General features: G+C 60.1%; 22 protein-coding genes. 15 read left to right on the top strand and 7 right to left on the bottom strand.

Features of this window, described 5'->3' with window-relative positions; all coding sequences use genetic code 11:
- Positions 1-6: 6 nt before the first annotated feature.
- From K1X71_14825 to K1X71_14810, 4 genes are all read right to left on the bottom strand, one after another.
- Entirely contained in the window at positions 7-2115 is a 2109-nt protein-coding gene (locus tag K1X71_14825; GenBank protein ID MBX7074417.1) for a hypothetical protein, read from the bottom strand.
- A gap of 74 nt (positions 2116-2189) precedes the next feature.
- Positions 2190-3701, bottom strand: coding sequence for a hypothetical protein (locus K1X71_14820; GenBank protein MBX7074416.1), 1512 nt, complete (start codon positions 3699-3701; stop codon positions 2190-2192).
- 58 nt (positions 3702-3759) lie between these two features.
- Positions 3760-4590 (bottom strand): endonuclease/exonuclease/phosphatase family protein, encoded by an 831-nt coding sequence (locus K1X71_14815; protein ID MBX7074415.1) that lies wholly within the window; start codon positions 4588-4590, stop codon positions 3760-3762.
- Positions 4591-4649: 59 nt separating this feature from the next.
- On the bottom strand, positions 4650-5651 hold the full coding sequence (locus K1X71_14810; protein MBX7074414.1) for a sugar phosphate isomerase/epimerase: 1002 nt from the start codon (positions 5649-5651) through the stop codon (positions 4650-4652).
- Between the two features lie 94 nt (positions 5652-5745).
- Here K1X71_14810 and K1X71_14805 point away from each other — a divergent pair, with 94 nt between their 5' ends.
- On the top strand, positions 5746-6594 hold the full coding sequence (locus K1X71_14805; GenBank protein ID MBX7074413.1) for a class I SAM-dependent methyltransferase: 849 nt from the start codon (positions 5746-5748) through the stop codon (positions 6592-6594).
- Between the two features lie 2 nt (positions 6595-6596).
- Here K1X71_14805 and K1X71_14800 read toward each other — a convergent pair whose 3' ends face one another.
- The 3 genes from K1X71_14800 to K1X71_14790 all read right to left on the bottom strand — a co-directional run bounded on the left by K1X71_14800 (position 6597) and on the right by K1X71_14790 (position 10944).
- Positions 6597-7913 carry a PQQ-like beta-propeller repeat protein gene (locus tag K1X71_14800; GenBank protein ID MBX7074412.1) on the bottom strand — a complete coding sequence of 439 codons (1317 nt, stop codon included), beginning with the start codon at positions 7911-7913 and terminating at the stop codon, positions 6597-6599.
- A 65-nt stretch (positions 7914-7978) separates the two neighbouring features.
- Positions 7979-9652 (bottom strand): AMP-binding protein, encoded by a 1674-nt coding sequence (locus K1X71_14795; GenBank protein ID MBX7074411.1) that lies wholly within the window; start codon positions 9650-9652, stop codon positions 7979-7981.
- Positions 9653-9810: 158 nt separating this feature from the next.
- A complete protein-coding gene (locus K1X71_14790; protein ID MBX7074410.1) occupies positions 9811-10944 on the bottom strand; it encodes an LptF/LptG family permease in 1134 nt (377 codons plus the stop codon).
- An 86-nt stretch (positions 10945-11030) separates the two neighbouring features.
- Here K1X71_14790 and K1X71_14785 point away from each other — a divergent pair, with 86 nt between their 5' ends.
- From K1X71_14785 to K1X71_14720, 14 genes are all read left to right on the top strand, one after another.
- Complete coding sequence (locus tag K1X71_14785) at positions 11031-11828, top strand: ComF family protein (GenBank protein ID MBX7074409.1); 798 nt, start codon at positions 11031-11033, stop codon at positions 11826-11828.
- A 60-nt stretch (positions 11829-11888) separates the two neighbouring features.
- A complete protein-coding gene (gene hemC / locus K1X71_14780) occupies positions 11889-12845 on the top strand; it encodes a hydroxymethylbilane synthase (protein ID MBX7074408.1) in 957 nt (318 codons plus the stop codon).
- Between the two features lie 228 nt (positions 12846-13073).
- The gene (locus K1X71_14775) at positions 13074-13829 is read left to right on the top strand and encodes a flagellar hook-basal body protein (protein MBX7074407.1); all 756 of its coding nucleotides are present in this window, start codon (positions 13074-13076) and stop codon (positions 13827-13829) included.
- A 21-nt stretch (positions 13830-13850) separates the two neighbouring features.
- Complete coding sequence (flgG, locus tag K1X71_14770) at positions 13851-14660, top strand: flagellar basal-body rod protein FlgG (protein ID MBX7074406.1); 810 nt, start codon at positions 13851-13853, stop codon at positions 14658-14660.
- A gap of 30 nt (positions 14661-14690) precedes the next feature.
- Positions 14691-15767 (top strand): flagellar basal body P-ring formation chaperone FlgA, encoded by a 1077-nt coding sequence (flgA, locus tag K1X71_14765; GenBank protein ID MBX7074405.1) that lies wholly within the window; start codon positions 14691-14693, stop codon positions 15765-15767.
- A 17-nt stretch (positions 15768-15784) separates the two neighbouring features.
- Positions 15785-16465: a flagellar basal body L-ring protein FlgH gene (locus K1X71_14760; protein MBX7074404.1), complete on the top strand. Its 681-nt coding sequence runs from the start codon at positions 15785-15787 to the stop codon at positions 16463-16465.
- Between the two features lie 22 nt (positions 16466-16487).
- Positions 16488-17552 (top strand): flagellar basal body P-ring protein FlgI, encoded by a 1065-nt coding sequence (locus K1X71_14755; protein MBX7074403.1) that lies wholly within the window; start codon positions 16488-16490, stop codon positions 17550-17552.
- A gap of 27 nt (positions 17553-17579) precedes the next feature.
- The gene (locus K1X71_14750) at positions 17580-17888 is read left to right on the top strand and encodes a rod-binding protein (protein MBX7074402.1); all 309 of its coding nucleotides are present in this window, start codon (positions 17580-17582) and stop codon (positions 17886-17888) included.
- Between the two features lie 51 nt (positions 17889-17939).
- Positions 17940-18425 (top strand): flagellar protein FlgN, encoded by a 486-nt coding sequence (locus K1X71_14745; protein MBX7074401.1) that lies wholly within the window; start codon positions 17940-17942, stop codon positions 18423-18425.
- Positions 18426-18465: 40 nt separating this feature from the next.
- Positions 18466-20163 carry a flagellar hook-associated protein FlgK gene (flgK, locus tag K1X71_14740; GenBank protein MBX7074400.1) on the top strand — a complete coding sequence of 566 codons (1698 nt, stop codon included), beginning with the start codon at positions 18466-18468 and terminating at the stop codon, positions 20161-20163.
- A 31-nt stretch (positions 20164-20194) separates the two neighbouring features.
- Positions 20195-22840 carry a flagellar hook-associated protein FlgL gene (gene flgL, locus K1X71_14735; GenBank protein ID MBX7074399.1) on the top strand — a complete coding sequence of 882 codons (2646 nt, stop codon included), beginning with the start codon at positions 20195-20197 and terminating at the stop codon, positions 22838-22840.
- A 252-nt stretch (positions 22841-23092) separates the two neighbouring features.
- Complete coding sequence (gene fliW, locus K1X71_14730) at positions 23093-23533, top strand: flagellar assembly protein FliW (GenBank protein MBX7074398.1); 441 nt, start codon at positions 23093-23095, stop codon at positions 23531-23533.
- 56 nt (positions 23534-23589) lie between these two features.
- Positions 23590-23841, top strand: a complete 252-nt coding sequence (gene csrA / locus K1X71_14725; protein ID MBX7074397.1) for a carbon storage regulator CsrA — start codon at positions 23590-23592, stop codon at positions 23839-23841.
- Positions 23842-24473: 632 nt separating this feature from the next.
- The gene (locus K1X71_14720; protein ID MBX7074396.1) at positions 24474-26888 is read left to right on the top strand and encodes a flagellin; all 2415 of its coding nucleotides are present in this window, start codon (positions 24474-24476) and stop codon (positions 26886-26888) included.
- The last annotated feature ends 47 nt before the right edge of the window (positions 26889-26935 follow it).

Genomic DNA, 26935 nt, shown 5'->3' with positions numbered 1-26935 from the left:
CACGCCTCACATCTGCGTGAGGTCATAAACTCGAAAGCCGCGTGATTCAAACATTGGCCGCGACAGCAACTCGCTCGGCCATTGCACATCGTCGCCGGCATGCAGTAAGAACCAGCGAGCGCCGCTTTCTTTGGCGATGCGCCGCACGTTCTCACTGGCGCTTGCCTGCTTGAAAGCTTCTGTCAGCGCGCCCCGCTCGCGATGAATCGCGCTCAGCGCGCCGCTGCCAGGATACGTGTCGGTGGGCGAAATGCTCACCATCGCCCGTCGCTCGGTCAGCGCCGCGGTCAAGAGCGTCGGATCGTTCCGCGAATCCCAAACGACGTCCAGCGGATTGCTCTCGCGATGGATATACCGCGCGCAGTCCGCAAGTCCGGTTTTCACCGGGGAGGACCGGTCAATGAATGTTTGCGTTCCCAACACCAGCGGCACGGCCAATAGTGGCAGTGCGGCCAGGTATCCGGTGCGCCATTTCGGCGGTGTCCATCGATTCCAAAAGGTCACCAGCACGCCTGTCGTCCAAACCACCGCCAACAAGTACACCCACGCAAACGCGCGGTGCTGAAGTTCAAACGGATCGCCGTTGGCGTTGGGCGGCAACAGTATCGCTGATGCCAGATAAAGCCCCAGCGCGATGAGCAGCGCCAACAGCAGCCAGGCGCGCCGGCGATCGATCGCCAATGCAATCATCGCTGCCGCAAGCAACAATAAGCCCCCTTGAAACGTGACGAGTATCACAAATCCGAGACGCGCCAGCGCGCCGCTGGCGCCGCTTTGCATGACGTAAGGCCGCAGTCGCTGCGCCGCCGAATCGGCCGGTGTCTGCGCTGCCAAGATATGATCCGCGAATGCGCTGCCCAGTTCGGGGTCGATGCCAACCGATGGCGCCGAACGCAATTGAGTTAGCCCTACAATTCCGGCCAGGCCCAGCGCCCCGAGCGCCACGGCCGACGGCCACATCCGCTGTGTTCCAAAGCGACGCCATGCCAAGAGGAACAATAGGCAGCCCAGCGGCACAACCGCCACAAACACATTCGCCTTGAAAAAGATCGTCGACGCGGCGATCGCCAACGAAAACCAAACCAGCAGTATCCGCCGACGGCGAATCGCGATTGCCAAAATCCCCAGCGCGACTGCCGCCGCCGACACCGCGTAAGCAAGCGCCGGCATCGCTTCGAGAAAAATGTTGAAGGAATAGAGGTCGATGCCAAATCCCCAAATCGAGGGATCGGGCAGTAGCCGCAAGGCAATCGCGCACCAGAAGCCAGCCCGCGGTCCAAACCACTGGCTCCCCAGAAAGTACGCAGCTAGTCCGGCGAGGAAAGTTCCCAGCGGGTACCACAATGATGTCAGCGCCTCATAGGCCCCGCTGCCGCCCAAGTCGGCCAGTAGCGCCGGATAGGCGAGACTGGCGTAGTGATAAAAAGCCAGCGGCACCCCCGCGAATTGAATCGAGCCGTTGCCAACCGCGCTGCCGGGCAGTAGCAGCGGCGTCACATGCGTCGCGTGGAAGAAGTACTCGACAAATGGCCGGTACACCGTCCAATCTTCCGCTGTCTCCGCGACGGGGCAAAGGTGCCGCAGCCAGAACGTTGAAGCCAACAAACTGGTGAGCGTCACGATAAAGCTGGGCCACTCCGCGCGTCGGCCAGGGTTCCAGTCGCCAATGCGGCGCGCTAGCGTCGCGTACAGCGTTAGTCCGACAATCGCCTGTGCTGTATACAGGTTGGCTAGGTTCATCGGCGTTAGCATGCGCAGCGCCGCCAGCGTCAGTCCCAGCCAGAGCATCCCCACTAAGAGCGCGTGCGAGAACAGCCGCGGCACAAACTGATTCAGACCCGCCAGCGCGAAAATCACTCGTCCCCAAACCAGTGCGCAGATCGTCAGTGACGCCAAAATGCCGATCTGCGGCAAGCTGATCGTGCGGGTGGTCGCCACTGTCCACAGACAAAAGCAGACGCAGCAAGCGATCAGCGATGCAATGTCCGCCGCGCGCAGATGGCGTGTCAAACGGCCGGGGAGGCGATTGCTCGGCTCTAGTCCCGTCGATGGATGCGCCGCCAACCCGGCAGGCTTGTCACCGATATCGCGCGCCTTGGCGGTCGAAGCTGGCATGGCCCAGGTCGTGTCGCAGTGGATTGGAGGTCAGCAGCGCCCCTGCCCATCGTAGTCGGCCGTCGCTGGCTCGCCTATTTCGCGGCCGCTTCAATGGGCAATTGTTCCAAAAACTCGCGATATTCTCGGTCCAACTCGGAGTAGCTCTTGCCTGTCAACTCCGCCAGCGTGCCAGGCCGATCGACGCCAGAGTAGACCGCCGAGATGTAGCCCAACAGCGCGTCGCGATAGAGGCCGTCGTGAAAGTGCATCAGAAAGTGCGTTAACCCCGCCGATTGACTGTACAACTTGGCGATTCGCGGATCGCGTTGCAGTTGCGACATTCCCAAAAGCGTGAGTTGTTCCAGCGGCACATAGAATTGATCCGCCAGCGCGCGGTGTCGCGCTGCGGCTAGTCGCGGCGCGCGTGTGCCGCCGAGTGTGTCGAATCCCCCGTGCTGTGACAGCGATTCCATGTAGCAAGCGATCCCCTCCAAGATCCAAAAGTTCGCTCGCAGTCCAATGTTTGCCACCACGTCGCGCGTCTCGCTGAACAATTGGTGGCTGGCCTCGTGATACAGGGTGCTGTGGTCCTCGTCGTCCGTGGCAAAAAAGTAAGCGGTGCGCATATCGCCCAGATAAATCCCCGTTGTGGCCACATCGCGTGGAATATGTCCCTCCAGCGCGCGATTGTACTCCTCTCGATTGCGGAAATGCGTCACCAGATGGCGTGGGCCTTGATCGCCCCGCCCTGCGCCTCGGCCTTCAAAGAGTCGGAGCAGTTGTTCCGGCGAGGCATAGTATGCGGCGAACGTTTGCTGCCATGCGCGGTATAGCCGCTCCAGTCGCTGTCCCAGCTTTACGCCAGCTTCCAAACTGTGGTTGGTTCGAATCGAGTAATGCTCGGTCTCGACATGCCACGCCCGGCTCATGTCGCTGCGTAGTCGCGTCTCCTCTTCGCGGCTGATCCAGCGCCCATTACAGTAGCGCTCTCCTGCCTCATAGCGCGACACATAGCCGGCCGGCAGCCAGCCAAACTGATCATGCCACACCTGCCCCTTGCGCAACTTCTCCACTTCAAACGGTGTGTGCCAACGGCCCTTGTACCGAATGAAACCCAGTAGCTTGCGCCCCTGCTCGTTGTCGGGATCGACGCGCAACATGGCCAGCACCAACTCGTACCCCAGCGAGGCGTGCTTGGCCCGCATCGCCTGCCGCGCCAGCTCCAACAACCCGGCGGCATGCGCTTCTCCGAGCTTGCGCAATTCGGCTTCCCATTGGCGCGCCGCCGGCGCAGAGGAATCTGATGTCAAGTCTTCGTCGACGTCGCCAGACAACGTGACGACATACAAGGTCCACGGATCGCGCGGGCGGGTGAGCTGCCGAGTCTTGCGGGCTTCGTCGGTCAATCCCTGCGCTTCGCACGTTGCAGCCAGCCGCTCTAGCTGCGCGGCGAATTCCGACTCCAGCCGGGCCCGATCTTGCTGAATGACCTCAAGTGCCCCGGCAGCCGCTTGCGATCCAGAGGCCCAAAGACCGGCGCACGCAATGACCGCGCACACAATCAGCTTGAAGTTCCAGGCGCGCTGCGTACCAATCCACCACATCAAAGCGGGCCTCTTGCCGCGAGATACAACGTCAATTCCCGATCCAGAAGCTGCGGCTCTATTCCAGTCTAAACTCAGCCAGCACCGGATAGTGATCCGAAAGCGGCTTATTCGGATCGGGATATTCCAATCGCCGCCACTTCAGCGGCTTCCAGCCGTCGCCATGATAGAAGATATGATCGATGCGACCGGCCCCTTCCAGCATGGTGCGCACATTGTCGTCTCGCCCGCCGGGCGACGCTTTTTCACATACGGTGTAAGAATCCTTCCAGCCGCCGCTGGTCAGCTTGGGATAATCGCCGCGTTCTTGCTCGGTGTTGAAATCGCCGACAAACAGCATCGGCAGTCCCTCGGCGACAAAGGGCGCAAACTTTTGCTGGCACAATTCCGCCATCCGCACCTGGCTCGGCATGCTGTTGTCGAAGTGCGTGTTGAAGAAATAAAGTTCGCGGCCGCTCGCCTTATGCCGTAGTTTGGCCCACACCACCAATCGCGGCAGCGCGTTTCCAAACCCAATTGACACCCGATCTGGCGTTGGCGACAGCCACCATTCGCCCCTCCCCAGCTCTTCGAATGTGTCGCGCTGATAGAGCAACATGGCGTCGGGATAGCCCTTGTGGAACAGCGCCTCGTATCCCGGCAGCGCCTTCACCAGGTAGGCTGCCTGAGCCGGCGTTGGCTCTTGCAGTCCAATCAAGTCCGCCTTGGTGTCAAGTATCAGCTTCGCGCTCGCCTCACGCCGCTCCTTCCATCGTGGCGCCGGTGGATGGTCGCCAATTTCGACCAGGATATTGAAGGTCAATACTGTGAGGTCAATCGGCTCGGCGGCGCGAATTGCCGCTGCCTGCCAAGCCAATGCCGCCATTGCAAGTAAAACGATGCGCTGCATGAACTAGCTCAATTCAGTGTTTAGGAAGAGTGCCCCCGAACTCGCGATCGATGCCAGTTTCATTGTTGCTTCTGGAACGACGCGTCGAAAGTGACCGCGCTCGGCGCAAAATCGAGCCGCCGCACGAACTCAGCGGCTTCCCGCGCCCCGTGCTCGCGATCCATTCCAGAATCCTCCCATTCCACCGACAATGGCCCCTGATAGCCAATTTGGTTCAGCGCGCGAATAATCTCCTCGAAGTTCACACCCCCTCGACCGGGTGAGCGAAAATCCCAGCCGCGCCGAGGGTCGCCAAAGTTCAAGTGACTCCCCAAGATTCCCGATCGGCCGTTCAACGTCACCGCCGCGTCCTTGATGTGAACGTGATAAATTCGGTCCGCGAACGCCCGCACAAACTCCACGGGGTCGATGCCTTGCCAGTGCAAATGGCTGGGGTCGAAATTGAAGCCAAACTCTTCTCGGCGTCCCACCGCTTCGAGCGCGCGCTGCGCCGTGGGGATGTCGAATGCGATCTCCGTGGGATGGACCTCCAGGGCGAAGCGGACTCCACACTCGCCAAAGACATCAAGAATCGGCTGAAAGCGTTCGGCGAATAGCTCGTAACCCGCGTCAATCGTCGAATCTGGCACGGGTGGAAACGAGTACAAGTACGGCCAGATGCTTGATCCGGTAAAGCCATTCACCACGCTCACACCCATGCGCTGCGCGGCTCGAGCCGTGTTCTTCAGTTCCTCAGCCGCGCGGCGGTTTACCCCTTCGGGCTTTCCGTCCCCCCAAACCGCCGGCGGCAAAATGCTCTGGTGGCGAGCATCGACCGTATCAAGCACTGCCTGGCCCACCAAGTGCGCGCTAATCGCATGGATCTGCAACTCATGGCGTTCCAGCAGATCGCGCCGATTGGCGCAGTATCCAGGCTCATTGAGCGCGCGATCGACTTCAAAATGATCTCCCCAGCACGCCAACTCCAGCCCGTCGTAGCCAAACTCGCGCGCGCGGCGAGCTAGGTCTTCGAGCTTCATGTCGGCCCACTGGCCCGTGAACAACGTGACTGGCCGTGGCAATGGACGCTCCTTCCTTGTGCGAATTTGTTGGGAACATTCTGACAGAATGCGCCCCGGTCGCAACGGATTGCCCAGGCAGCTATTCTGTTTCGCTATGACGCAAGCACTGGCGCAAGGTGATTACGAATTGCTCGATTTTGGCGACAGTCGCAAGCTGGAGCGATTCGGCCAGGTAATCGTCGATCGCCCCGCGCCTGCTGCATCGGTCCCGCGGCGCGATGAACATCTCTGGACCTATGCGAACTTGGTCTACTCTCGCGAAAGCGCTAGTCAAGGCAAATGGAACATCCATACTCCGTCCCCTGATCCGTGGATCTGGCAGTACCAGACGATGCGGCTCGAACTTAAGCCTACCGCCTCGGGACAGATTGGAGTTTTTCCCGAGCAGCGCGACAACTGGGATTGGATCAGTCAGCAATCGCGCCGCGTGTCGTCCGGCTGCGCCGTCTTGAATCTTTTCGCCTACACCGGCGCCAGCACGATTGCAGCGGCGAGCGCCGGGGTAACCGTCACGCATGTCGATGCCGCGCGCTCCGCCGTCGGCTGGGCTCGCGATAACGCTCGACTGAGCGGTTTGGCGGATTGTCCGATTCGCTGGATCGTCGACGACGCGCTCGGTTTTGTGCGACGCGAACAGAAGCGGGGACGGCGGTATCGCGGCCTGGTGCTCGATCCTCCCAGTTACGGACATGGCGCCGGTGGAAGCGCTTGGAAATTGGAGCGCGACCTTGAGCCGCTCCTTCAGTTGTGCGCGTCGCTGTGGGAATCACCCGGATTCATGCTGCTTTCTTGCCACACGCCTGGCTGGAATGCTGATCGTCTGGCGATGCTAGTTGCCAGGTATTTCCGGTCCCCTGCAATGGAAGCAGACGAGTCTTGGCTGACAGCCAACGATGGGCGGCGTCTGCCGACCGGCCACTACGTCCGCTGGACCGCTGAATAGAGCTATTTGGCGCTCAAATCGGCACACACAATCTCTTCGTCGCTGCGGGCGAAGACATGGCGATTCGCGTACGCAGGGTGCGCCCAGCATACCCCCTTGCCGCGCCGATTTAGCTGCAACACCGTCGGTTCAATCAACTTGGCGCGGCTGATCTCGTGGAATCCATCAGGGGCGAGTCGTGCGATGACGATCTCCCCTTGTTCGTTGACCATGAAGTACCGATCGCCATGCTTGACGGTGTGGATGGTGGCCCAGCGATTCTTCGGCACCGCCTCCAGGCTCTCCCAAATGCGCTCGCCCGTCTTCGCGTCCAGGCACCGCAATTCACCGTAGCTATCAACGCCGTACACATGATCGCCATCAAGAACCGGGGTGCTGATGATCGAATGCAGGCTTACGGTATGCTGCTCGTCCTTACCCAGCTTTCGCCAGATTGGCTCAACGGCGAGACGATCGGGATCAACCCGCAACATTAGTGAGCCGTCGTAAAACGAAGATACGAATAGCCGATTGTCGTTGAAAACCGGCGTGGTGATGCCGATCACCATCCGTGTCGGCTTGAATTCGTGTTGCCAATATAAGTCGCCGGTCTTTGGATCGAGGCCCGCCACGTGATCGCCCGTCCAAACTACCAGCACATCCTTTCTGGCCTGTTGAATTAAAATCGGCGCCGAATACGACGCTCGGTCGGCTAGCGCCTTCCATCGTCCAACGCCTGTTGCCTTGTCGAGCGCCACGACGCACGCGCCTTCGCCGCCAATTTGCGTGATGATCAAATCGCCATAGATCAGGGGCGAGGCGGCGATTCCCCAGATCGGCATCTCAATTTTGAAATCCGCGTTCAAGTCACGCTGCCAAATCACACTCCCCGACTTGGCGTCGAAGCAGTGCAAGTGCCCCATGGCGCCCAGTGAGTACGCCTTGTCTTCGTCAATCGAGACAGAAGCTCGCGGTCCCGCGTCGTAGCCCACTCCCACATAGGTGCAGTCGTAATTGTGCGACCAAACCTCAGAGCCGGTCTCCGCGTCGAAGCAATGCACACGCTCGATTTGCTTCGGCTCCGTCATACGGTCGGTGACGTACACCAGTCCGTGCGCCACCGTCGGGCCGCTATAGCCGCCTGCGATCTTTGCGCGCCACTTGATGGCAAGTTGTGGTGACTCAAACTTGTCGACAATGCCCTTCTCACTCCACACGCCGTCGCGGCCGGGCCCTCGCCACTGCGGCCAGTCGTCGGCCGTAGCGGAGCGAAGCACACCAAACCAAAGTCCCAACAGGCCCCAAACTACCCAACGCTGCTTGCTCTTGCCGTGTTTCATCTTATGCCTCGATCGGTGTTCGCGCCGTTAGCGGTGGTAGTCCCTGGTGGAGTCGATTGTCGCCATTACGCCGTTTTGGGCTGCACCAGGTTCAACTCGGCGATCATCAATTCGCGAATTTTGAACTTCTGTATCTTGCCGGTGACCGTCTGCGGGAACTCGTCCACAAAGCGCACATACCGCGGCACCTTGTAGTGCGCCAATCGCGATCGGCAGAACGCCAACAATTCGGCCTCGGTCACGGTTGAGCCGCGCTGTAGCTTAACCCAAGCGCAAAGTTCCTCGCCGTACTTTGGGTCGGGAACGCCCACGACAGACGCCTGTTCCACCGCGACATGCGTGAACAAGAACTCTTCAATCTCGCGTGGATAGACATTCTCGCCGCCGCGAATCACCAGGTCTTTGATCCGCCCGGTGATGCGATAATAGCCCCCCTCTTGACGCAGCGCGATGTCGCCAGAGTGCAGCCAGCCATCCGTGTCGATCATCTTCGCGGTCGCCACAGGGTCGTTGTAATATCCCAACATGACGCCGTGACCTCGCGTGCAAAGTTCTCCTTGTTCCATGTCCCCCAATTCAGCCCCGGTCCCCGGATCGACGATCTTGACTTCCAAGCCGGGCAACGGCCTGCCGACAGTCTCCACGCGCAGTTCCAAGGGATCGTCGGCAGTTGTCTGCGTGATCACTGGCGATGCTTCAGTCAGACCATACGCAATCGTCACCTCCCGCGCTCCCATGCGGTCCACTACCTGCCGCATCACTTCAATTGGGCAAGGGCTGCCCGCCATGATGCCGGTTCGCAAGCTGCTTAGATCGCGCCCTTCCAACGAACTGTCCTGCAACTGGGCGATAAACATCGTCGGCACACCATAGATCGACGTCGCGCGCTCCCGCTCAATGGTGTCCAGCGTGGCGGTCGGCTGAAACGACTCCGCGGGCACAACCATCGCCGCGCCATGCACCACCGAGCAGAGCACCCCCATCACACAGCCAAAGCAGTGATAAAACGGCACGGGAACGCAAATCCGGTCCGCTTCGGTAATGCGCTGGCACTGGCCTACGTAATAGGCGTTGTACAGCAAATTCCGATGCGACAGCGTTGCTGCCTTCGGGAATCCCGTCGTTCCCGAGGTGTATTGGATGTTGATCGCGTCGCCCGGAGATAGTCCCATTTCGCGTTCGGCCAGGGTTTGATCAGAAATAGCGACGCCTTCTTCGATCATCGCATCCCACGACAAAGCGCCAGCCGGCGTAGCGCCGCTCAACGAGACGACGGCGCGAAGGCGCGGAAATTTGTCGGTATGCAACCGGTTCGGCGTGGCGGCGGACAACTCCGGGCAGACTTCGCCCAGCATGGCGAAGTAATCCGACGTTTTGAAGCGATCGACCAGAAACAGCGCCACGGCGTCGCTTTGCCGGAGCACGTATTCCAGCTCAAAGGCGCGATATGCGGGGTTGATCGTCACCAGCACTGCCCCGATTCGCGCTGTGGCAAGTTGCAGTAGCGGCCATTGCGGCACATTGGTCGCCCAAATGGCCACATGCTGCCCTCGTTCGATGCCCAGCGCGACGAGTCCCTTCGCGCAGCGACTCACCTCGGCCTCCAACTCGCGATAAGTGCGGCGATAGCCGCTTGCCGCAAACACGAGCGCTTCACGATCCGGAAAGCGCTGGCTAGTTTTTCGCAGCGCTTGTCCGATGGTGAGGCCATCAACCCAAGGTGATTCGACGTGAGGCATCGTGATTGTGTCCGTCCGCGAGAAGTTGTGTTAGTTGACAGATTGTTAATCGCCGACGCGCATGTAGCAAGCAATCTCACGCAATGAGCTGATCACACTGCGATCTGCGGTACTGGGTCGACCGTGGACACGCGGACGAACGCGCCAGAAAGGCGTCGTCAACGCAGTAGTGGGTCGGCGGTCACAGCCGCCCAAGGGACAAAGATCACCAGCGGCGCCCAGGCGGCCAGTGCCGGGCTGATGAAATAGATGGCCCCCAAATACTGGCAGGCCAGCACGATCAGCATAAAAACGGTGACAATCGCGATGCACAGACCGATCGCCACGAAGATATTGCGGTTTTCACGCCCTACGATCAATGGCAGCCCTAACAGCAAAAGTGTCGCGTCCAGAAATGGCTGAACAAGTCGGGCATGTATCGCCACGCGCACGTCGGCGCCATAATCCAGGCTCGGGTTGCGTAAGCCACGAATCAATTGCCACGTTGACGCGAACTGGCGACTCTTTTGCCCGCTGGTGAGCTGCCGAAAGTCCATGTTGCTCACCACAAAGCACTCGCCTACTTCAAGCCAGCGCGCGTCCTTGGGAGTGATCAGCACCAATCGGCTGCCACGTTTGAGCGAATCAAGCTCGCCGATGTGGGACGGCTGCTCGACGCCTTTCAGCAAATATCCGCCCGGATGCTCCTGGTTGGCGGGCTGATAGTAGGCGTCTTTCGCCGAGAGTTGCTTGCCATAGGTGTCCAGGCCGGCCGGCAAGAGAAAGCTCGGCTGAATGATCTTGCGATCCTTGAAGACAGTTTCTTGGCCGCGAAATAGCACATCGGTTTCCAAATCGTAACGCGGTTGCAGTTCCGTCGCTTTGTCGCCACTCAGATTCTTGGGATCGCGGCTCAGTTGCGTGCTCAACTGCGGAATCACCACTTCGCGACTAATAGCCGCCACAACGCTGATCGCAAGCGCGGCGACAATGACCGGCCGGATGACGCGGCTCGTGGCGATGCCGGCGGCCGATAGCGCGGTCAGCTCATTATTTCGCTGGATCCACGTCACCGTGAACATGGCCGAAATCAACGCCAAAATGCCGCAAGTGCGGTCGAAGAAAAACACGCTGCGGTAAGCGTAGAATGTCCCCAGTAGCGACAAGAGATTGCCCTCCTTCTCAGCCGCTTTGGCGAATTCGTCCAAATTGCTGAAGGCGTCAAAAACGATGTACAGCCCGGTCAGACTCGTAAAGCAAATGATGAACACCTGCACGAATTGACGGAGCAAATAACGATCGATAATGCGCATCTGAGCTAGCCAAGAACGCTGGCGCCAACGGAAATGCAGCGGATACTAGGGAAGTGAAAAAGTTCGGTCAAGACGAGCATCGCGCCATGAAACCCGCTCAGGTAGCTCCGAAAGCCACTCCGATGCGGATGCTGCCGCGATGGCTCCGCGGCTTGGGCAACCGTACGGGCGATTTGCTGTTTCCGCCGCTCTGCTCGTTTTGCGGGGTGGATTTGCAGCATGCGACCGATCGGCTGGGGCTCTGCGAGACGTGCATCGCTGCCATGCTGCCGCCGCCGCGCATTGTTTGTCCCCGCTGTGGCAGCGTGCTCGGAGTGGTTGGCCAAACTTGTCTCGCGTGCGCCGAACGCCGCATGCGCGTCGACGCGGTGATCACGCTGGGCGATTATCACGCGGAACTGCGCGAGGCAGTGCTCAGAGCAAAGTGCGCGCGCGATTTTGTTTTGGCTCGTTCTCTTGCTCGGCTCCTGTGGCGACAGCATGGCCCCGAGCTGGCGGCTTGGCGCGCCGACGTGGTGGTTCCTGTTCCAATGCACTGGCTCCGGCGCGCCTGGCGCGGCGTAAATAACCCCGAGGCGATGGCAACCATTCTCGCCAACCAACTTTCCGTGCCCGCCACTAATCTGTTGAGGCGGCAGCGCCGCACCCCTGCGCTGGGGCCGCTCAGCGCTCCGCGTCGCCGCCTGGCGATGCGCGGCGCATTCCGCCTGCTACATCCAAGCGACTTTCGCGGCGCCAGAGTGCTCCTGATCGACGATGTCGTCACCTCGGGCGCCACCACTAGCGCGATCGCTCAGCAGTTTCGCAAAGCGCGCGCGGAGTTTGTCGCCGTCGCTGCAATTTGTCGCACGCAAACCCCCGCTTCGCAGGCGACTAGTGTTTGACCTAGTAGTCGCGTCGCATCGGCGCGCCCGCTGCTAGACGGCGATGCGGCGAAATGTTCAATTAGCCTTCAGCGCACAACCCATCATACTGAGACAATCGTGAAGCTTCGGATCGGCACTCGCGGAAGTCTGCTGGCGCGCTGGCAAGCCGATTGGGTGGCCAGTCAGTTGCGCACACTGGCCGGCGCCGAGGTCGAAGTCTTCGAGATTCGCACGCAAGGCGATGCGCGGACCGAATCGATCAGCGGTCTGTCAGGCCAGGGAGTTTTTACTCGCGAAATCCAACTGGCGTTGCTCGATCACCGCATCGATTTGGCGGTGCATAGTCTTAAGGATCTGCCGACAGATGTTGTCGAAGGGTTGCAGCTCTCGGCGATCCCAGTTCGCGAATCCGTTGCCGACGCCCTGATTTCAGTCGCTGGAGCCAGCTTGGCGAAACTTCCCGCTGGCGCGACCATCGGCACTGGCAGCATCCGCCGCCGCGCCCAGTTGCTGCACGCCCGTCCCGACCTGCGGATGGCCGATATCCGTGGCAATGTCGACACCCGTCTGCGTAAGCTTCGCGACGGGGAGTTTGCCGCCATTGTGCTAGCTGAGGCAGGTTTACGACGTCTCGGTCTGGATGGCGAAATCACCGAAGTGCTACCCCCTACTTTGATGCTGCCAGCAGTGGGGCAGGGGGCGCTTGGCATCGAAACGAGAGTCGACGATCCACAAACGATCGCGGCGGCAAAGCACTTGAACCACTCGCCTTCACAGATGGCCGTGCTGGCCGAGCGTGCGCTGCTAGCAGAGCTTCGCGGAGGATGCCTGGCCCCCATTGGCGCCTGGGCGCGTTTGGAGGGCGCAGCGCTGCAACTCTCGGCTGCGGTGCTCAGCGCAGACGGTCGAGAACGCCTGCTTGCCCAGGCTTGCTCCGAGCCTGACCAAGCAACGGAACTAGGGCATCGAGTCGCAGCACAACTACGAGCGCAGGGCGCCGATCGTCTCGTGGAGCAATCTCGCAAGGCCCCTTAGCGGCGCGTCGGATCGGCAGTAGTTGCCGCTCGATCGGCAACCCTAGCGCGATCAGCAACTTTTGCCGTGCATCGGTCGCTATTGTTCGACTCGACCGATGCCGATCGCTAAGTCTCGGAAACTCCTCACGTTGCATCTCTCCCGCAAGCGAATTTCATTCTCCGCCACAACGTTTGGCATCCCGATTGCTTTCAGCGGGCGACACACAACGTCACCGGATCGAAAGCAATGCCGTACGGTCTCTACATCTCCGCTGAAGGCGCCCGGGCTCAAAGCCGGCGGCTGGAAGTCATCGCCAATAACATGGCGAATGTCGGCACAACCGGCTTCAAGCGCGACTTGGCGATCTTTCAAGCTCGCTATGCGGAAGAGACGCAACAAGGCCTCGACTCGCCGGGCTCGCGCTCGATCAACGACATTGGCGGCGGCGTGGAGTTCCGAGAGACCGTGACGACCTTCAGTCCTGGGCCGCTAGATCCCACCCACCTGCCAAACGACCTGGCTATCGAAGGCGAGGGCTTCTTCCTGGTCCGCAAGGATGGTCAAGACTATCTCACGCGGGCCGGAAATTTTGTCATCACTCCCAATGGTGACCTGCTTACCCCAGATGGCCATGCGGTGATCAATGCCGATGGCGAACCAATGAACATCCCGCCCGAACGCGGCGCCCATCGTTGGACCGAGGACGGCGCCGTGGTTCAGCCGGGCACCAAGCAATTTCTGGCGATCGTCAAACCGCCGGCCCTTGGCGATCTGGCGAAGGCCGGCGAATACCTGTTCTCGAGCCTGGCCGAGGTCGAACCAGTTGACCCGCCGAAGCGCAACGTCAAGCAAGGTTTCCTGGAAAAGTCCGCCGTGCGGCCGACGCAGGAAATGATGCACATGATCGAGGCGTCGCGCGTCTTCGAGGCCAATGTGAATCTCATTCAGAACCAAGACCAAATGTACGGCGCGCTCATTACCCGAGTGCTGCGCACTGCTTAATCCACGGATTGCGATACCGCCATGAGTGTTCAAACGCTTTACACCGCTGCCACCGGTATGGATTCGCTCCAACAGCGGCTCGACACCATCGCCAACAACCTGGCCAACATCAATACCGATGGCTACAAGGCGTCGCGGGCAAACTTCCAAGACCTGTTCTACCGACAGGAAATGTTGCCCGGCATCCAAGACCAGCAGGGCAATTTCACTCCCACTGGCATTGCGATCGGCCTCGGAGTCCGGGTCCGCAGCACGCAGACCGACTTTTCTCAAGGCGCTTTCAAAGAGACAAACCGCCCGCTCGATGTAGCGATCGTCGGCGAGGGGTTTTTTCAGGTGCTCGACCCGCCGACTGGGCAACTCATTTACACTCGCACCGGCAGCTTCAACCTCAACTCCAACGGTCAAATGGTAATCGGCTCCGCCTTGGTCGGACGCCAGCTTGAGCCCGCCATTACCATACCGCCGGATGCCACCAATGTGACGATCGGGCCCAACGGCATCGTCTCAGTCTTGCAGCCCGGCCAACAGAACCTGACGCAAGTCGGACAGATTCAGCTCGTCAAGTTCATCAATCCCGAGGGACTGCTCAAACTGGGCGAAAACCTCTACCAGCAGACCGACGCGTCCGGACCTCCGGTGCTCACCGACAATCCGGGCAATCAAGGGCTGGGAACGCTGCAGCAAAACGTCATCGAGGCCTCCAACGTCGAGCCGGTCAGCGAGTTGATCGACCTGATCACCACCCAGCGCGCCTTCGAACTCAATTCGCAAGTCGTGCAGGCCGGCGATCAAATTCTGCAACTCATTTCCACGCTCCGCCGGTTCTAATTGGATAGCGGCATCGCGCAAGGACGCAACATGCGGCAAGTAGTTCATGTCACCGGTTTGCTCGTAATTTGCCTGGCGCCGATCGGGCCGGTCGAAAGTGGCGAAGTTCGCTTTCGCGCCGCCTGCACGACCGCAGGCAGCTTGATTCGATTGGACGATCTGGCCGAAGTGATTGGCGACGACGACGCCACACGCCAACTGGCGAAAGCTGAAATCATGCCGGCCCCCGCGGCCGGCGAGAAAGCGGCGATCTCGGCACAAGAAGTTTGCGACCGGCTCCGCCTCAAGGGGGTTTCACTGGCCGGCCATGCCATATCTGGGGCAAGTCGAATTCTGCTCGCTGGCGAAAGCCCATCGACGCCCGTATCGCCGAAACCGACTCGCGCCCCCGATACCCTCCGCCGACAGGCGGAGGCGCGATTGACTGGCGCCATGGTCGAGCATCTCTCGCAGTTCACCGCGGCAACTCCGGCCTGGTCGTTTCGCTTTGAACTCAGCGACGAGCAGGTGCGCACCGTCTGCGGCGCCTCCGTGAAGCCCAAGGTAACGGGCGGCACGTCCCCTTGGACTGGGCCCCAACGCTTTCAGTTCTCCTTGGGCGATGCGATGGAAGTGCGTCAGTTCGAACTTGCTGTGGAGGTGTCGGCCGCGCAGCCCATCGTTGTGGCGGCCCGGGCATTGGGGCGTGGCGTCGTGCTCAGCCGAGCCGACCTGCGACTCGAAACCCCCGCCACGGCCAATGCTGCCACCGACGCCTTGGTGCGGCTCGAAGACGTCGTCGGCCGAGAGACTCTCCAAACGCTTTCGGAAGGTCAATCACTGACCGCGGCGCTCTTGCAGGCGCCGCTCCTCGTCCGTGGTCGCGATATCGTGACGGTATTTGCTCGTTGCCCCGGTGTTCGCGTTCGCACCACCGGCCGCGCGCTGGAAGACGGAGCACTGGGAGCCCTGGTGACCATCGAATCGCTGGCCGACCGAAAATCGTTCTTCGCACGCGTCTGCGGGCCGCAGGAAGTTGAGGTGTTTGCTGGCGCTGGACAGGCTGCGGCAATTGCCAGAACCTCGGGTGGCGACAAACTCCAATCAGTGTCCACGAGGGCGAAGTAGTCATGGCGCGCAATTTGGTGCGGAAAATTCGACGCCGATTGTGGGTGGTGGCGGCCCCGGGCGTCGCCACGTTGGCTCTCTCCGATTTGGCCTTTGGCCAAACCTCCAGCTTGCACAAGTTGGGCACGGTCACTGCGCAGCCACTCACGTTGGAAAACACCTCCTTCACCTACGTCAAGCTGGAGCCGCCCCGCGAAATCAAGATCAACGACATCGTCACGATCATTGTCGACTACAAGACGCAACACCTCAGCCGCGGCAACTTGCAGCGACGCAAACGATCGAACATGGCGGCCATTCTCCAGCGTTGGATTCAGTTCGAAGGCGGCAATCTCGCCCCCACTCCGATGGGCTTGGGCACGCCAAGCATCGAAGCGCAGCTTAACAATCAGATGCAAACTCAGGTGCAGTTGGACTCCGGCGACACGGTCAAATTCCAAATCGCCGCCACGGTCGTCGATATCCGCCCCAACGGCAATCTGGTGCTCGAGGCGCATCGCCGCATCGAAAACAACGAGGACACGTATGAGCAGCGCTTGAGCGGCATCGTCCGCCGCGAGGACGTCTTGCCGAACAACACGATCCTCAGCGAGGACGTGGCCGAGTTGAACATTGAGAAAGTAGAAACCGGACACGTGCGCGATGGTTACAAACGCGGCTGGCTGCTGCGATGGCTCGACAACGTTGGCCCGTTCTAATTGCTGCTCGGAGATGACCCCCATGCGTGGTTGGTGGATCGGTATCGTCACTGTCGCCTTAGCCTTGGCCTTCGCGCCGTCGGTCGATGCCGGCACGCGTCTCAAGAACATTTGTCACATCAAGGGCCAGGAAGAAAATACCTTGCAAGGGCTGGGTCTGGTCGTCGGACTCAACGGCACTGGCGATGGCGGCGCCTTTCTGCCCGCGATCCGCAGCCTAGCCACCGCGCTGCAATTGATGGGCAATCCTGTCGGCCGTGGCGGCGCGCTGGAATTGAAAGACGCCCGCAATGTGGCCATTGTCATGGTCACCGCGACAGTGCCTGGGGCCGGCGCACGCGAAGGCGAACTCTTGGATTGCCAGGTCAGCTCAATCGGCTCCGCCAAGACGTTGGCTGGCGGCCGACTGTTCTTGACGCCGCTTACCGGACCAGTGGTCGAGAACACCCGCATCTATGGTTTTGCGTCCGGAGCCATCGAACTCGACAATCCGCGCTTTGGCGCCACGGGCCGAATTCACCAGGGTTGCCGGCTCGAAGAAGACTTCTTTAACGCCTATCAGCAAGACGGCGCCATTACACTCGTGCTGGGGCAGAACCACGCCGATTTTCAAATCGCGCAAATGATCGGCCAGCGCATCAACGAGCATTTCGATCTGCAAACCGGCGGAAAGGCGATCGCGCAGGCCCTGAATCAAGGCAATGTTAAGGTGCTGATTCCGCCGCAGAACCAAGAGGACCCGGTCGACTTCATCGGCGAGGTCATGGGGCTCGAAGTGCTGCTCGAGGCCGAGATCGTTCCCCAAAGCCGCGTGGTCATCAACGAGCGAACCGGCAGCATTGTCATCGACGGCAGCGTGAAGATCGGGTCGGTGGTCGTCTCGCATCGCAACATTGTCGTGGAGGCAGGCTACGAACTGCCCGACGAGATGTTTGTCGCGGTGAATCCTGCCAGCGAGCAGACCGCCGAACTGAAGTCGCTCGTCGAGGCGCTCAACGCGGTCAAAGTGCCTACCGACGACATCATCGACATCATCAAAGGTCTGGAGCGCAGCGGTAAGCTGCACGCTCGACTGATTATCGAATAACTCGCGGCGATTGTTAGGAGAACTCGTATGGACATTCGAGCCACCATGATCGGATCGCAGCCGGCGTCGCAACCGTTCGGCGCGCTCTCCAAGCCCAATGCAGACGACTCCGAAGTCCGCAAAGCGTTCGACTCGTTCGTCGGCGAAACCTTCTACGGCCAAATGCTCAAGTCGCTGCGCAGCATGAACGGCAAGACGCCTTATTTTGACGGCAGTCAAGCGGAAGAGATCTTTCGCAATCAACTCGATCAGACTCTGGCGCAGGACCTAACCAAATCAACGGCCCATGAGTTCACCGGGCCCATGTTCGATCTGTTTCAATTGCAACGCGGCTAGTCGGCACTACCTGTCTTTCGGTCGGCTCGCATAGAAAACATGGAACGCGCGATGAACGCAACGTGGGAATCAGAACTGGGTCAATTGCTGCGCGATCTCTCGACAGCGCAACAAGAACTGCTCGATGTCCTCGCGGAAAAGCGCCGCTGTCTCGCGGAGTTCGACGTGCCCGGCATCGCCGCCCTGGCCCCGCGCGAGCATGAACTAAGCGAGCGGTTGGCCGCCTGCCAGCAGCGCCGCTTAGCGATTTTGGCGGGCGCCGCGCAGCGCGGATTGCCGGCTGAGAGCCTGCGGTCGCTGGTCGCCTCCCTGCCGCGCGGCGATCGGCAACCACTGGTGCAAGAAACCCGCGAAGCGACGCTTCGCGCCCGCTTGCTAGCACATCAATCGCTAGCCAATTGGGTGGTTGTCCAGCGCACGATACTGCATCTGTCTCAGCTCTTGGAGATTATCGCCACTGGTGGCAAGCTTCAGCCGACATATGGAAAGGAGTCGGCTTCCGCGGCGTCTGGCTCGTTCGTAGACCAGGCGGCCTAGCCAATCGGCGCAATTTCGCGACTCCCAGGCAGGCTGACCTATGTCGTTATTCAGCTCCATCCAGTTGGCCAACAACGCGCTTAAAGCGCAACAAATTGGCCTCCAAGTCGTTGGCCAGAACATCGCCAACGCCAACACGCCAGGGTACATCCGCGAAGAAGTCAAGCTGGCGCCAGCAGCGACTCAACAATATGGCGGCTTGCTCCTCGGCCTGGGTGTTCAGGTCGTCAGCGTCAAACAAAAAATCGACCTGTTTCTCGAACAGCGCCTGCGCAATTCCACTTCCGATCGCGCGCGTGGCGAGGTCAAGGAGCAATCCTACCAGCAACTCGAGGCGATGGTGAACGCCTTGGGAGACAACAACCTCAGCACTTCGCTCAATAACTTCTTTTCCAGCATTGCCCAAGTCCTCAATCAGCCAGAAAGCGTCGCGGCTCGTAATCTAGCGGCTCTCAAAGGCCAAACATTGGCGCAAGACATCAGCTCGCTCTCGACGCGCGCCCGACAAAATCGTTCTGACATGAACGATCGCGTCACCAAGATGTCAGACGACATCAATCGTCTCGTGGAGGAAGTTCGCTCGCTCAATCAACGGATCACGCAGGCCGAAGCGGGCGACAGTTCAAAAAGCGATGCGGTCGGGCTCCGCGATCAGCGTTATAAAGCGCTCACGTCGCTCTCCGAATTGATAGATATTCGCGTCGACGAGCAGAACAGCGGCGCCGTGAACGTCTACAACGGCGGTAGTTACCTGGTGTTCGAAGCCCTCAGTCGCAAGGTGGAGGTGGCCCAGTCGACCGACCGTGGCCTGACCATCTCAAATCTGCAGTTCGCCGATTCCAAGGCCCCCATCGACGCCAGCGGTGGCGAATTGTCCGGGCTCATCGAGTCGCGCGACCAAATCATTGGCGGATTTCTCGATCAACTCGACGATTTTGCCCATACCTTGGCCTTCGAGTTCAATCGTGTTTATTCCTCGGGGCAAGGCCTGAAGGGATTCAGCGAACTGACGTCCAACAATCACGTCGCCAATACAGATGCTCCATTGGACGCCGCCGGGCTGAGCTTCACACCGGTCAACGGTTCATTTCAGGTGAAGGTTTACAATCGCCAAACGAAGATTACGCAAACGACCGACATTCAAGTCAAACTGAACGGCCTTGACGACGACACCTCGTTGACCGATCTGGTTGCGCAGATCAATGGCATCAACGGCTTGTCCGCCTCGTTAACCGCGGACAAGCGGTTGAAGATCGTCAGCAACGCCAGCAACCAGGAATTCGCCTTCGCCGACGACACCAGCGGCGCGCTGGCGGCGCTGGGAGTCAATGTGTACTTCACTGGCAATTCGGCAATAAGCCTTGGTGTCGACCAAGGAGTGCTTGACGATCCGGCGCGATTTGCGGCGAGCACCAAGGGAATCGGCTCAGACACCGACAACGCCACCAAACTGGCGGCGTTCCTCGATCGTCCATTGGAGTCGAAGAACAACTCCACGCTCGCCGACCTCTACGACAAGTTGGCCGGCGATCTAACGCAGGCCTCCAGCGTGGCCAAGGCCGACGCCGATGGCTTTCGTGTCTTCGAGCAAACGCTCGTCGGCCACAAAAACGCCGTCAGCGGCGTCAGCCTCGACGACGAGGCCGTCAATATGCTGGCCTATCAGCGAGTGTTTCAAACGTCGGCCAAATACATCGCCACGCTCAATGAGTTGCTCGGAATATTGGTCAATCTCTAGCGCCGGATAAGAAAGCACACACGGATCAGTCATGGGCGCGATCGTACCTATCCCCACCACTCGGGTCAGCGATATCCTGGCTCGGCAACGATTGCAAACCCAATTGCAGTCCGATCAACTCGATCTGCTGCGACTGCAAGATCAGCTCAGTACCGGCAAGCGCATCACGGTCGCAAGTCAGGACGCGCCGGCGGCCCTACGCGCCATGAGCATTCAACGGCTATTGGAGCGCAAAGACCAAGTTCGCAAAAATATCACGGCCAACGAACTGTATCTCAAGACCACCGACACCGCGCTCAGCAATTCAGCGAACTTGCTGGCTGAAATTCGCGCCAGCGCCCTGGCGGTCGTCGGCAGTTCAAGCAGCGACACACAGCGTCTGGCGGTCGGCCTCGAAATCGACAACGCCATTCAAGAACTGATCGATTCCGGCAATCAACAAGTCAACGGACGCTATTTGTTCGCCGGCTCGCAAACAGCGCAGCTTCCCTTCGAGCGCGTCAACGACTCGGTGCGGTACAACGGAAACGCCACGAACTTAGAGAGCTACGGCGATGTCAACCTGCTCTTCGAAACAAACTTAACCGGAGACCAGGCGTTCGGCGGCATGACTAGCCAGGTTGTGGGCGCCGCCGATTTCAATCGCGCGCTGTCACGCGACACGAAACTATCCGATCTTCACGGCGGCGTCGGCGTTCGACTAGGCAGCATCTCCATCTCCGATGGCGCCAACACCAGTCTCGTCGACCTGAGCCGCGCAAGCACAATTGGCGATGTGGTCGACAAGCTCGAAGCCGGCGCCCCGCTCGCGCGCGCTATTCGCGTCGACATCACCGCGACCGGGCTCAATCTTCAAATCGACTCCGCGGGCGGAGGCAACCTTCTGGTTCAAGACATTGGCGACGGTTCGACCGCCAAGGACCTCGGCATCCTACGAACGATCCCGGCCGGAGTGGCCCCCGTCATCGGCGGCGACCTCGATCCTCGCGTCACGCTCACGACGCGCCTGGACGACATCTTGGGTTCGCGGGCTCGCGCGTTCATTGCGCCTGGCGGCGCCAACAACAATCTCGTTGTCACCGCGGCCAATCGCGGCGCTCAATTCAACAACGCAAACATTACATTGGTCGATGGCGGATTGGGTGTCGCCGGCAATGAATCGGTCGCCTACAACAGCGGCACGAATACGCTCACCGTCACCATCGAAAGCGGCGTCTCCACCGCCAATCAAATCATCAGCGCCATCAACGCCGATGGGACGTTCAACGCGACGCTCGATGCGCACGAACTCGAAAACGACGGCTCCGGATACGTGCAAGCCACCGTTTTCGATCCGCTTGCCGCCGGCAGCACTGCCGGGGGAAGTGGAATTGAACTTGATCTCGCAGCAGGCCTATCGGTCACCAATGGTGGATCGACCACCGTCATCGATCTGTCGGGCGCGGAGACCATTGAAGATCTGTTGAACGCGTTCAACGGCGCCGGATCAGGCCTTGCGGCCGAGATCAACTCCAGCGGCAACGGGATCAACGTCCTCAGCAAGATCAGTGGCCAGAATTTTCAGATCGGCGAGAATGGTGGCCAAACAGCGACGCATTTGGGGATTCGCAGCTTCACTGCGGCCACACAACTCAACTCGCTCAATCACGGTCGGGGCGTGCAAACCACCGCGGGGACCGACATGGTGATTGAGAGACGCGACGGGACGCGACTCGAGTTGGATCTTGACGGCGCGCAAAGTGTTGGCGACGTATTGGATTTGATCAACAATCATCCCAACAATCTCAACCCGACCACCAGAGTGGTCGCGCGTTTGGCCCAGACTGGCAATGGCATCGAACTCGTCAACGACGATCCGACCGGAGCCGGCGAACTGCGGGTATTGCGCGTGCCTCAAAGTCAGGCCGCAGAGGACCTCGGGTTGATACCGGTTGCCGCCAACGGCAGCGCGCCAGCCAATAGTCCCGCTGTCGCTTCGGCGACGCTCAATGCCATTGGAGCCAATAACGACATTGTCATCTCAGGGATTGACCCAGGCACGCAGTTAAATGGGGTCGCAATCTCGTTTGTTGACACCGGTCTGGGAGTCGGCAACGAAACGGTCACCTACAACGCCGTCGCCGGCACGCTGGTGTTCGACATCACATCAGGGGCCACTACCGCCAACGCGCTGGTCAATCTGGTCAATTCCGATGCGACGACCAGCCTGGTATTTAGCGGCGCGCTGGCGCCGGCCGATGGCGCTCCGAACAACGGAAATGGCGTATACACGCTTGCCCCAACCGCCAACCTCAGCGGCGGCACGGCACAAACGCTCACCGGGCGAGACGTCAATCCGCAAGAAGTATCTGGCGTGTTCAACGCGCTGCTGCGCTTGCGCGCCGCGCTCAATAATAACGACTCCGCCGGCATACAGCGCGGCATTGAGCTCTTGGACGACTCGGCGTTCAAGATCAATTTCGCCCGGGCCGATTCCGGCGCCCGGCAGCAAGCGTTGGACATGTTGAAGCAACGCCTAGAATCAGAAGATACGGAATTGAAACAGGCGCGGTCCAACGATATCGACGCGGATTTCACCACGGTTGTATCAGAACTAGCGGCCAGGCAGGCGGCCCTCCAAGCGGCCCTGCAAACCACCGCGCAAACCTTCAAGCTGTCGTTGCTCGATTATTTGTAACCGGCCCGCCGCCTGAGACGCTGCTGCGCCGCCTCTCCCCGTACGACGCGCATAATTCGCACGTCTTTCCCCCTGTCGATTTTGTTGCGGATGGCCAACGGCCTGCGCCGATGCTGTCTATGCGCGCCAGCATTTTTCGCCGCCGCGTTGCTGCGATCCAGTTCCGAACTGCTGCCCGAGTTCGAGCCAACCGCCGATTTTGGCGAGTTGGCGCAATTTACAGGCAGTTCCACGGAAGGTAGGCCTGACACGATGTTGATTCGCACCTCCCGCTTTGGACAGGTTGACGTCCAACCAGAGGACATTCTCCGCTTTCCGGAGGGGCTATTCGGATTGCCAGAATGCCGCCATTGGGTGCTCTTGGCCGACGCCGAAAACGAGGCTATCGGCTGGCTGCAATGCACCTCGCGCCCCGATGTTGCCCTCGCGGTCGTCAGTCCTCGCCGCTTCGTCGCGGGCTATCAGTTGCGTATCCCGCGTTCCGAGGCCCAACGCATGGCGTTAGCAGATCCAAAGGCCGCCCAGGTGCTTGTCATCGTCAGCAAGCACGAGGGGGGAATCACCCTCAACCTGAAGGCGCCGCTGGTGATTCATCTCGGCCAGCGCCTGGGACGCCAAACGATCAACAATGCCGATGTTCCGGTTCGCTTTGTGTTGCCTACCGCGCAACCGGCGCTGCGCAAAACCGCGTAAATCATTCTTAATCCAGCCAATAGTACATACTTTCCAGCATATAGAAGGAGCCGACGATGCTTGTCTTGTCGAGACAACGCGACGAAAGCATCATGATCGGTGACAACATCGTTATCACCGTGGTGGATATCCGAGGCGACAAAGTGCGGCTGGGCATCAATGCCCCGTCCGAGGTGCCGGTACATCGCCAGGAAGTCTACGAGGCCATCCAGCGCGAGAATCTGCGCGCCAGCCGATTAGAGCCGGAAGACGCTCGCGAGATCGGCAATACGCCGATGCGCCGCACGCGGCCCGGTTCCAAGGGTTAGTAGTCCGGGAAGTTATGCGCCGGGCTGCGTAGAATTCCGGACCTAATTTGATCGCATCGCCAGATCCAGCATGATTTGGCGAGTCGCGGTAGCGACTCAGCGCTCGCGGCGCGTGGCAACCGACGCGCGGCTTTCTTCTCCGGCAAGCAGCCAATAATCCGACTGTAGCGATTGTAGGGCACGTCGCATTTCAGGGGCGCATTCTGCGCGCTCGTTCGCGCCAATTTCACTGTCCTTTGCGGGCATTGACGGCCGAACAGGAATTCAAGGCAGGCTTTGGCGAAACGGAAGGGGCAGCCCCATTTTACCTAAAGCCCTTAGCTGACCGTTCCGATGTAAATGCGTAGTTGGAGAGCTGCCGGACCAAGCGTGTCGGTGTACGGACCGCCGCAAGGTCGCTGCCAACGGTTGACGGCAACCGAAAGCAACGGCTAGCCCTGGACTGGACTAGGTGCAGGCTCTCAAGAGGGGAGCGCGGAAGCGTACACCAGCGGCGGATTGTTACTTAACCACAACACGATGCCCAAGCTCGCCAATACCCGCGAGGTGAGCGAACGGCAAGCTGGCCAGGATCGAATGCTCCAATCTCCGGCCGAGCTTAACTTGGTCCTTATTTAGGGGAGTCTCTCGGCATGACTCGTATTAACACAAATGTCAGTTCGTTGATTGCCCAGAAGAATCTGGCACGATCCAACGACCAGTTGCAGGAAGCGTTGACCCGGTTGAGCACCGGTCTGCGCATCAATACGGGCAAGGACGATCCGGCCGGTTTGATCGCTAGCGAAGTGCTGCGAAGCGATATTACCAGCACACAAAAGGCCATCACCAACAACGAGCGCGCCAACCAGATCATCAGCACTGCGGACAGTGCCTTGGGTCAGGTCAGCTCGCTGCTCAATGATATCCGCGGACTTGTTTCCGAAGCCGCCAACACAGGCGCTCTGAGCGCCGAGCAGATCGCCGCCAATCAATTGCAGGTCGATTCGTCGTTGGACTCGATCGATCGCATTGCCCGCGTCACGTCGTTCCAAGGCCGCCGCCTGTTGGATGGCAGCTTGGACTTCATCACCACGTCGCCAGGCACGATCGAAACCACCGCCGCCGCGCTGTTTGGCACGACTGCCAATGCGAATGCTGCGACGACAGTCACCGCCAACGTGGGCGGCACCACCGGGGGCGATATCCGCTTCACCGCCATTGGTTCGGCCGCAGCGGCCGGAAACGGCATCACCGTCAATTTCATCGATGGCGCCCGCGGCGGTGCGGTCACTGCCACCAAGGTCGGCAATTCGCTCACCTTCGTGATCAATAGCGGTACAACCACCGCCAACCAAATTCTCACTGCCTTGAGTGCCTCGTCGTTGACAACCGCCGTCAGTGGCGCGTTGATCAACGGCTCCACCGGCTCGGGCACATTTGCCGGCGGCACGGGATTCACCGATGCCACCGCCACAGCGGGCACGGCCTTGGCCATCACGGCCAAGGGATATGCTGGTACCAGCGGCAACGGCATCACCGTTAGCTTCGCGCATACCGGAACTGCTGGCGTCACGCTTGTTGGTTCGTCGCTCGTGTTCACTATCGATAGCGGCGTCACCACGGCGAGCAACCTGATCTCGGTCCTGCAAAGCTCGTCACTCTCGGCGTCCTTCACCGCGGCGATCGCCGGTGGCAGCTCGGGCGGCGTGACCCTCGGCAGCGCCTTCCAGGACGACACCTTCGGTGGCGGCGTCAACGGCGCGACCACTGCGGGCGTTACCTCGGGCGGTGTGAACGGAAATCAGATTCAGCTCAGTGCCACCACGGCTGGCGCCACGCTCAACGGCGTGACGGTTCGCCTCCAAACCGGTGGATCGGCCGGCGCCGAAATCGCCTCGTACAACGGTACGAGCAAGACGCTCACAGTCACCATCCAGGATGGTGTTTCCACGGCCGCGCAAATCGCCACGGCGATCACGTCGCAGGGCTTGTTCTCCGCCTCGGTCGCGTCGGGCAGCAACGGCCTAGGCGCCTACGGAAGCGGCGCCGCGGCGCTGACGACAACTGCTCTGACCGTCGGCGGCACCAGCAACGTCAACCTGCAAGACATCAACATCGACCAAGCAAACTTTGGCACGCTGAGCCAGATTGGCGTCGAGGTGTTGATCGATCAGCAGGCCAAGAAGGCCAAGCTGATCTATTCGGCCCAAACTCTGACCAACTCATTGAACCTTGAGATTGGCGGTAAGAACGGGTTCCAGGTGTTCAATCTCGGTGGTGGCACGACCATCCAGCAGATGTCCACCGCCATCAACTTGGTGTCCGATGCCACTGGCGTCGAGGCCACGGTTGTCGGAACCAATCTGGAACTGACTTCCACCGAATATGGCTCCAAGGCATTTGTTCAGGCACGAGCGCTGAACACCACCCTGGGTGGTAGCTTCATCACCAGTGATTCGGCTGGCACGCAGACTACGCGTACGGCCGGCCAAGATGTGCGGGCTCGCATCAATGGCGTACAGGCCACGGGCGACGGCCTCCGCGCGTCGATCAACACTGCGACTCTGACTATGAATTTCAATGTCGCCAAGGACTTGTCCGACGGCGCCAGCTTGAGCTTCAACATCACTGGTGGTGGCGCCAACTTCCAGTTGGGGCCCGATGTGGTGTCGAACCAGCAGGCCCGTCTCGGCATCCAAGGCGTCAGCACCGCCACGATTGGTGGTGTCAACGGGACTTTGTTCCAATTGCGTTCTGGTAACAGCAAGGCGCTTTCTACAGACGCCACCGCCGCCGCCGCCGTGGTCGATGAGGTGATCTCCAAGATTACTCAACTACGCGGTCGGTTGGGCGCCTTCCAGCGAACGACCCTGCAGTCGAACATCCAGACGTTGAACGACACGATCAGCAACTTGTCGGACGCCGAGGCCACCATCCGCGACGCCGACTACGCCGCAGAGAGCGCCAAGCTCACTCGGGCGCAGATTCTGGTGCAGTCCGGCACGGCGGTGCTCGGCATCGCCAACACCCGGCCGCAGCAGGTGCTCCAACTCCTGCGAGGAATCTAGTCCTAGTCGGACAAGTTTCCGCCGACGAAAGCTGAAAGAAAAACGCA

The organism is Pirellulales bacterium (assembly GCA_019694455.1).
Classification (GTDB): Bacteria; Planctomycetota; Planctomycetia; order Pirellulales; family JAEUIK01; genus JAIBBY01.
The sequence above is the reverse complement of the archived record's forward strand: the minus strand, read 5'-3'. Positions and strand labels throughout refer to the sequence as shown.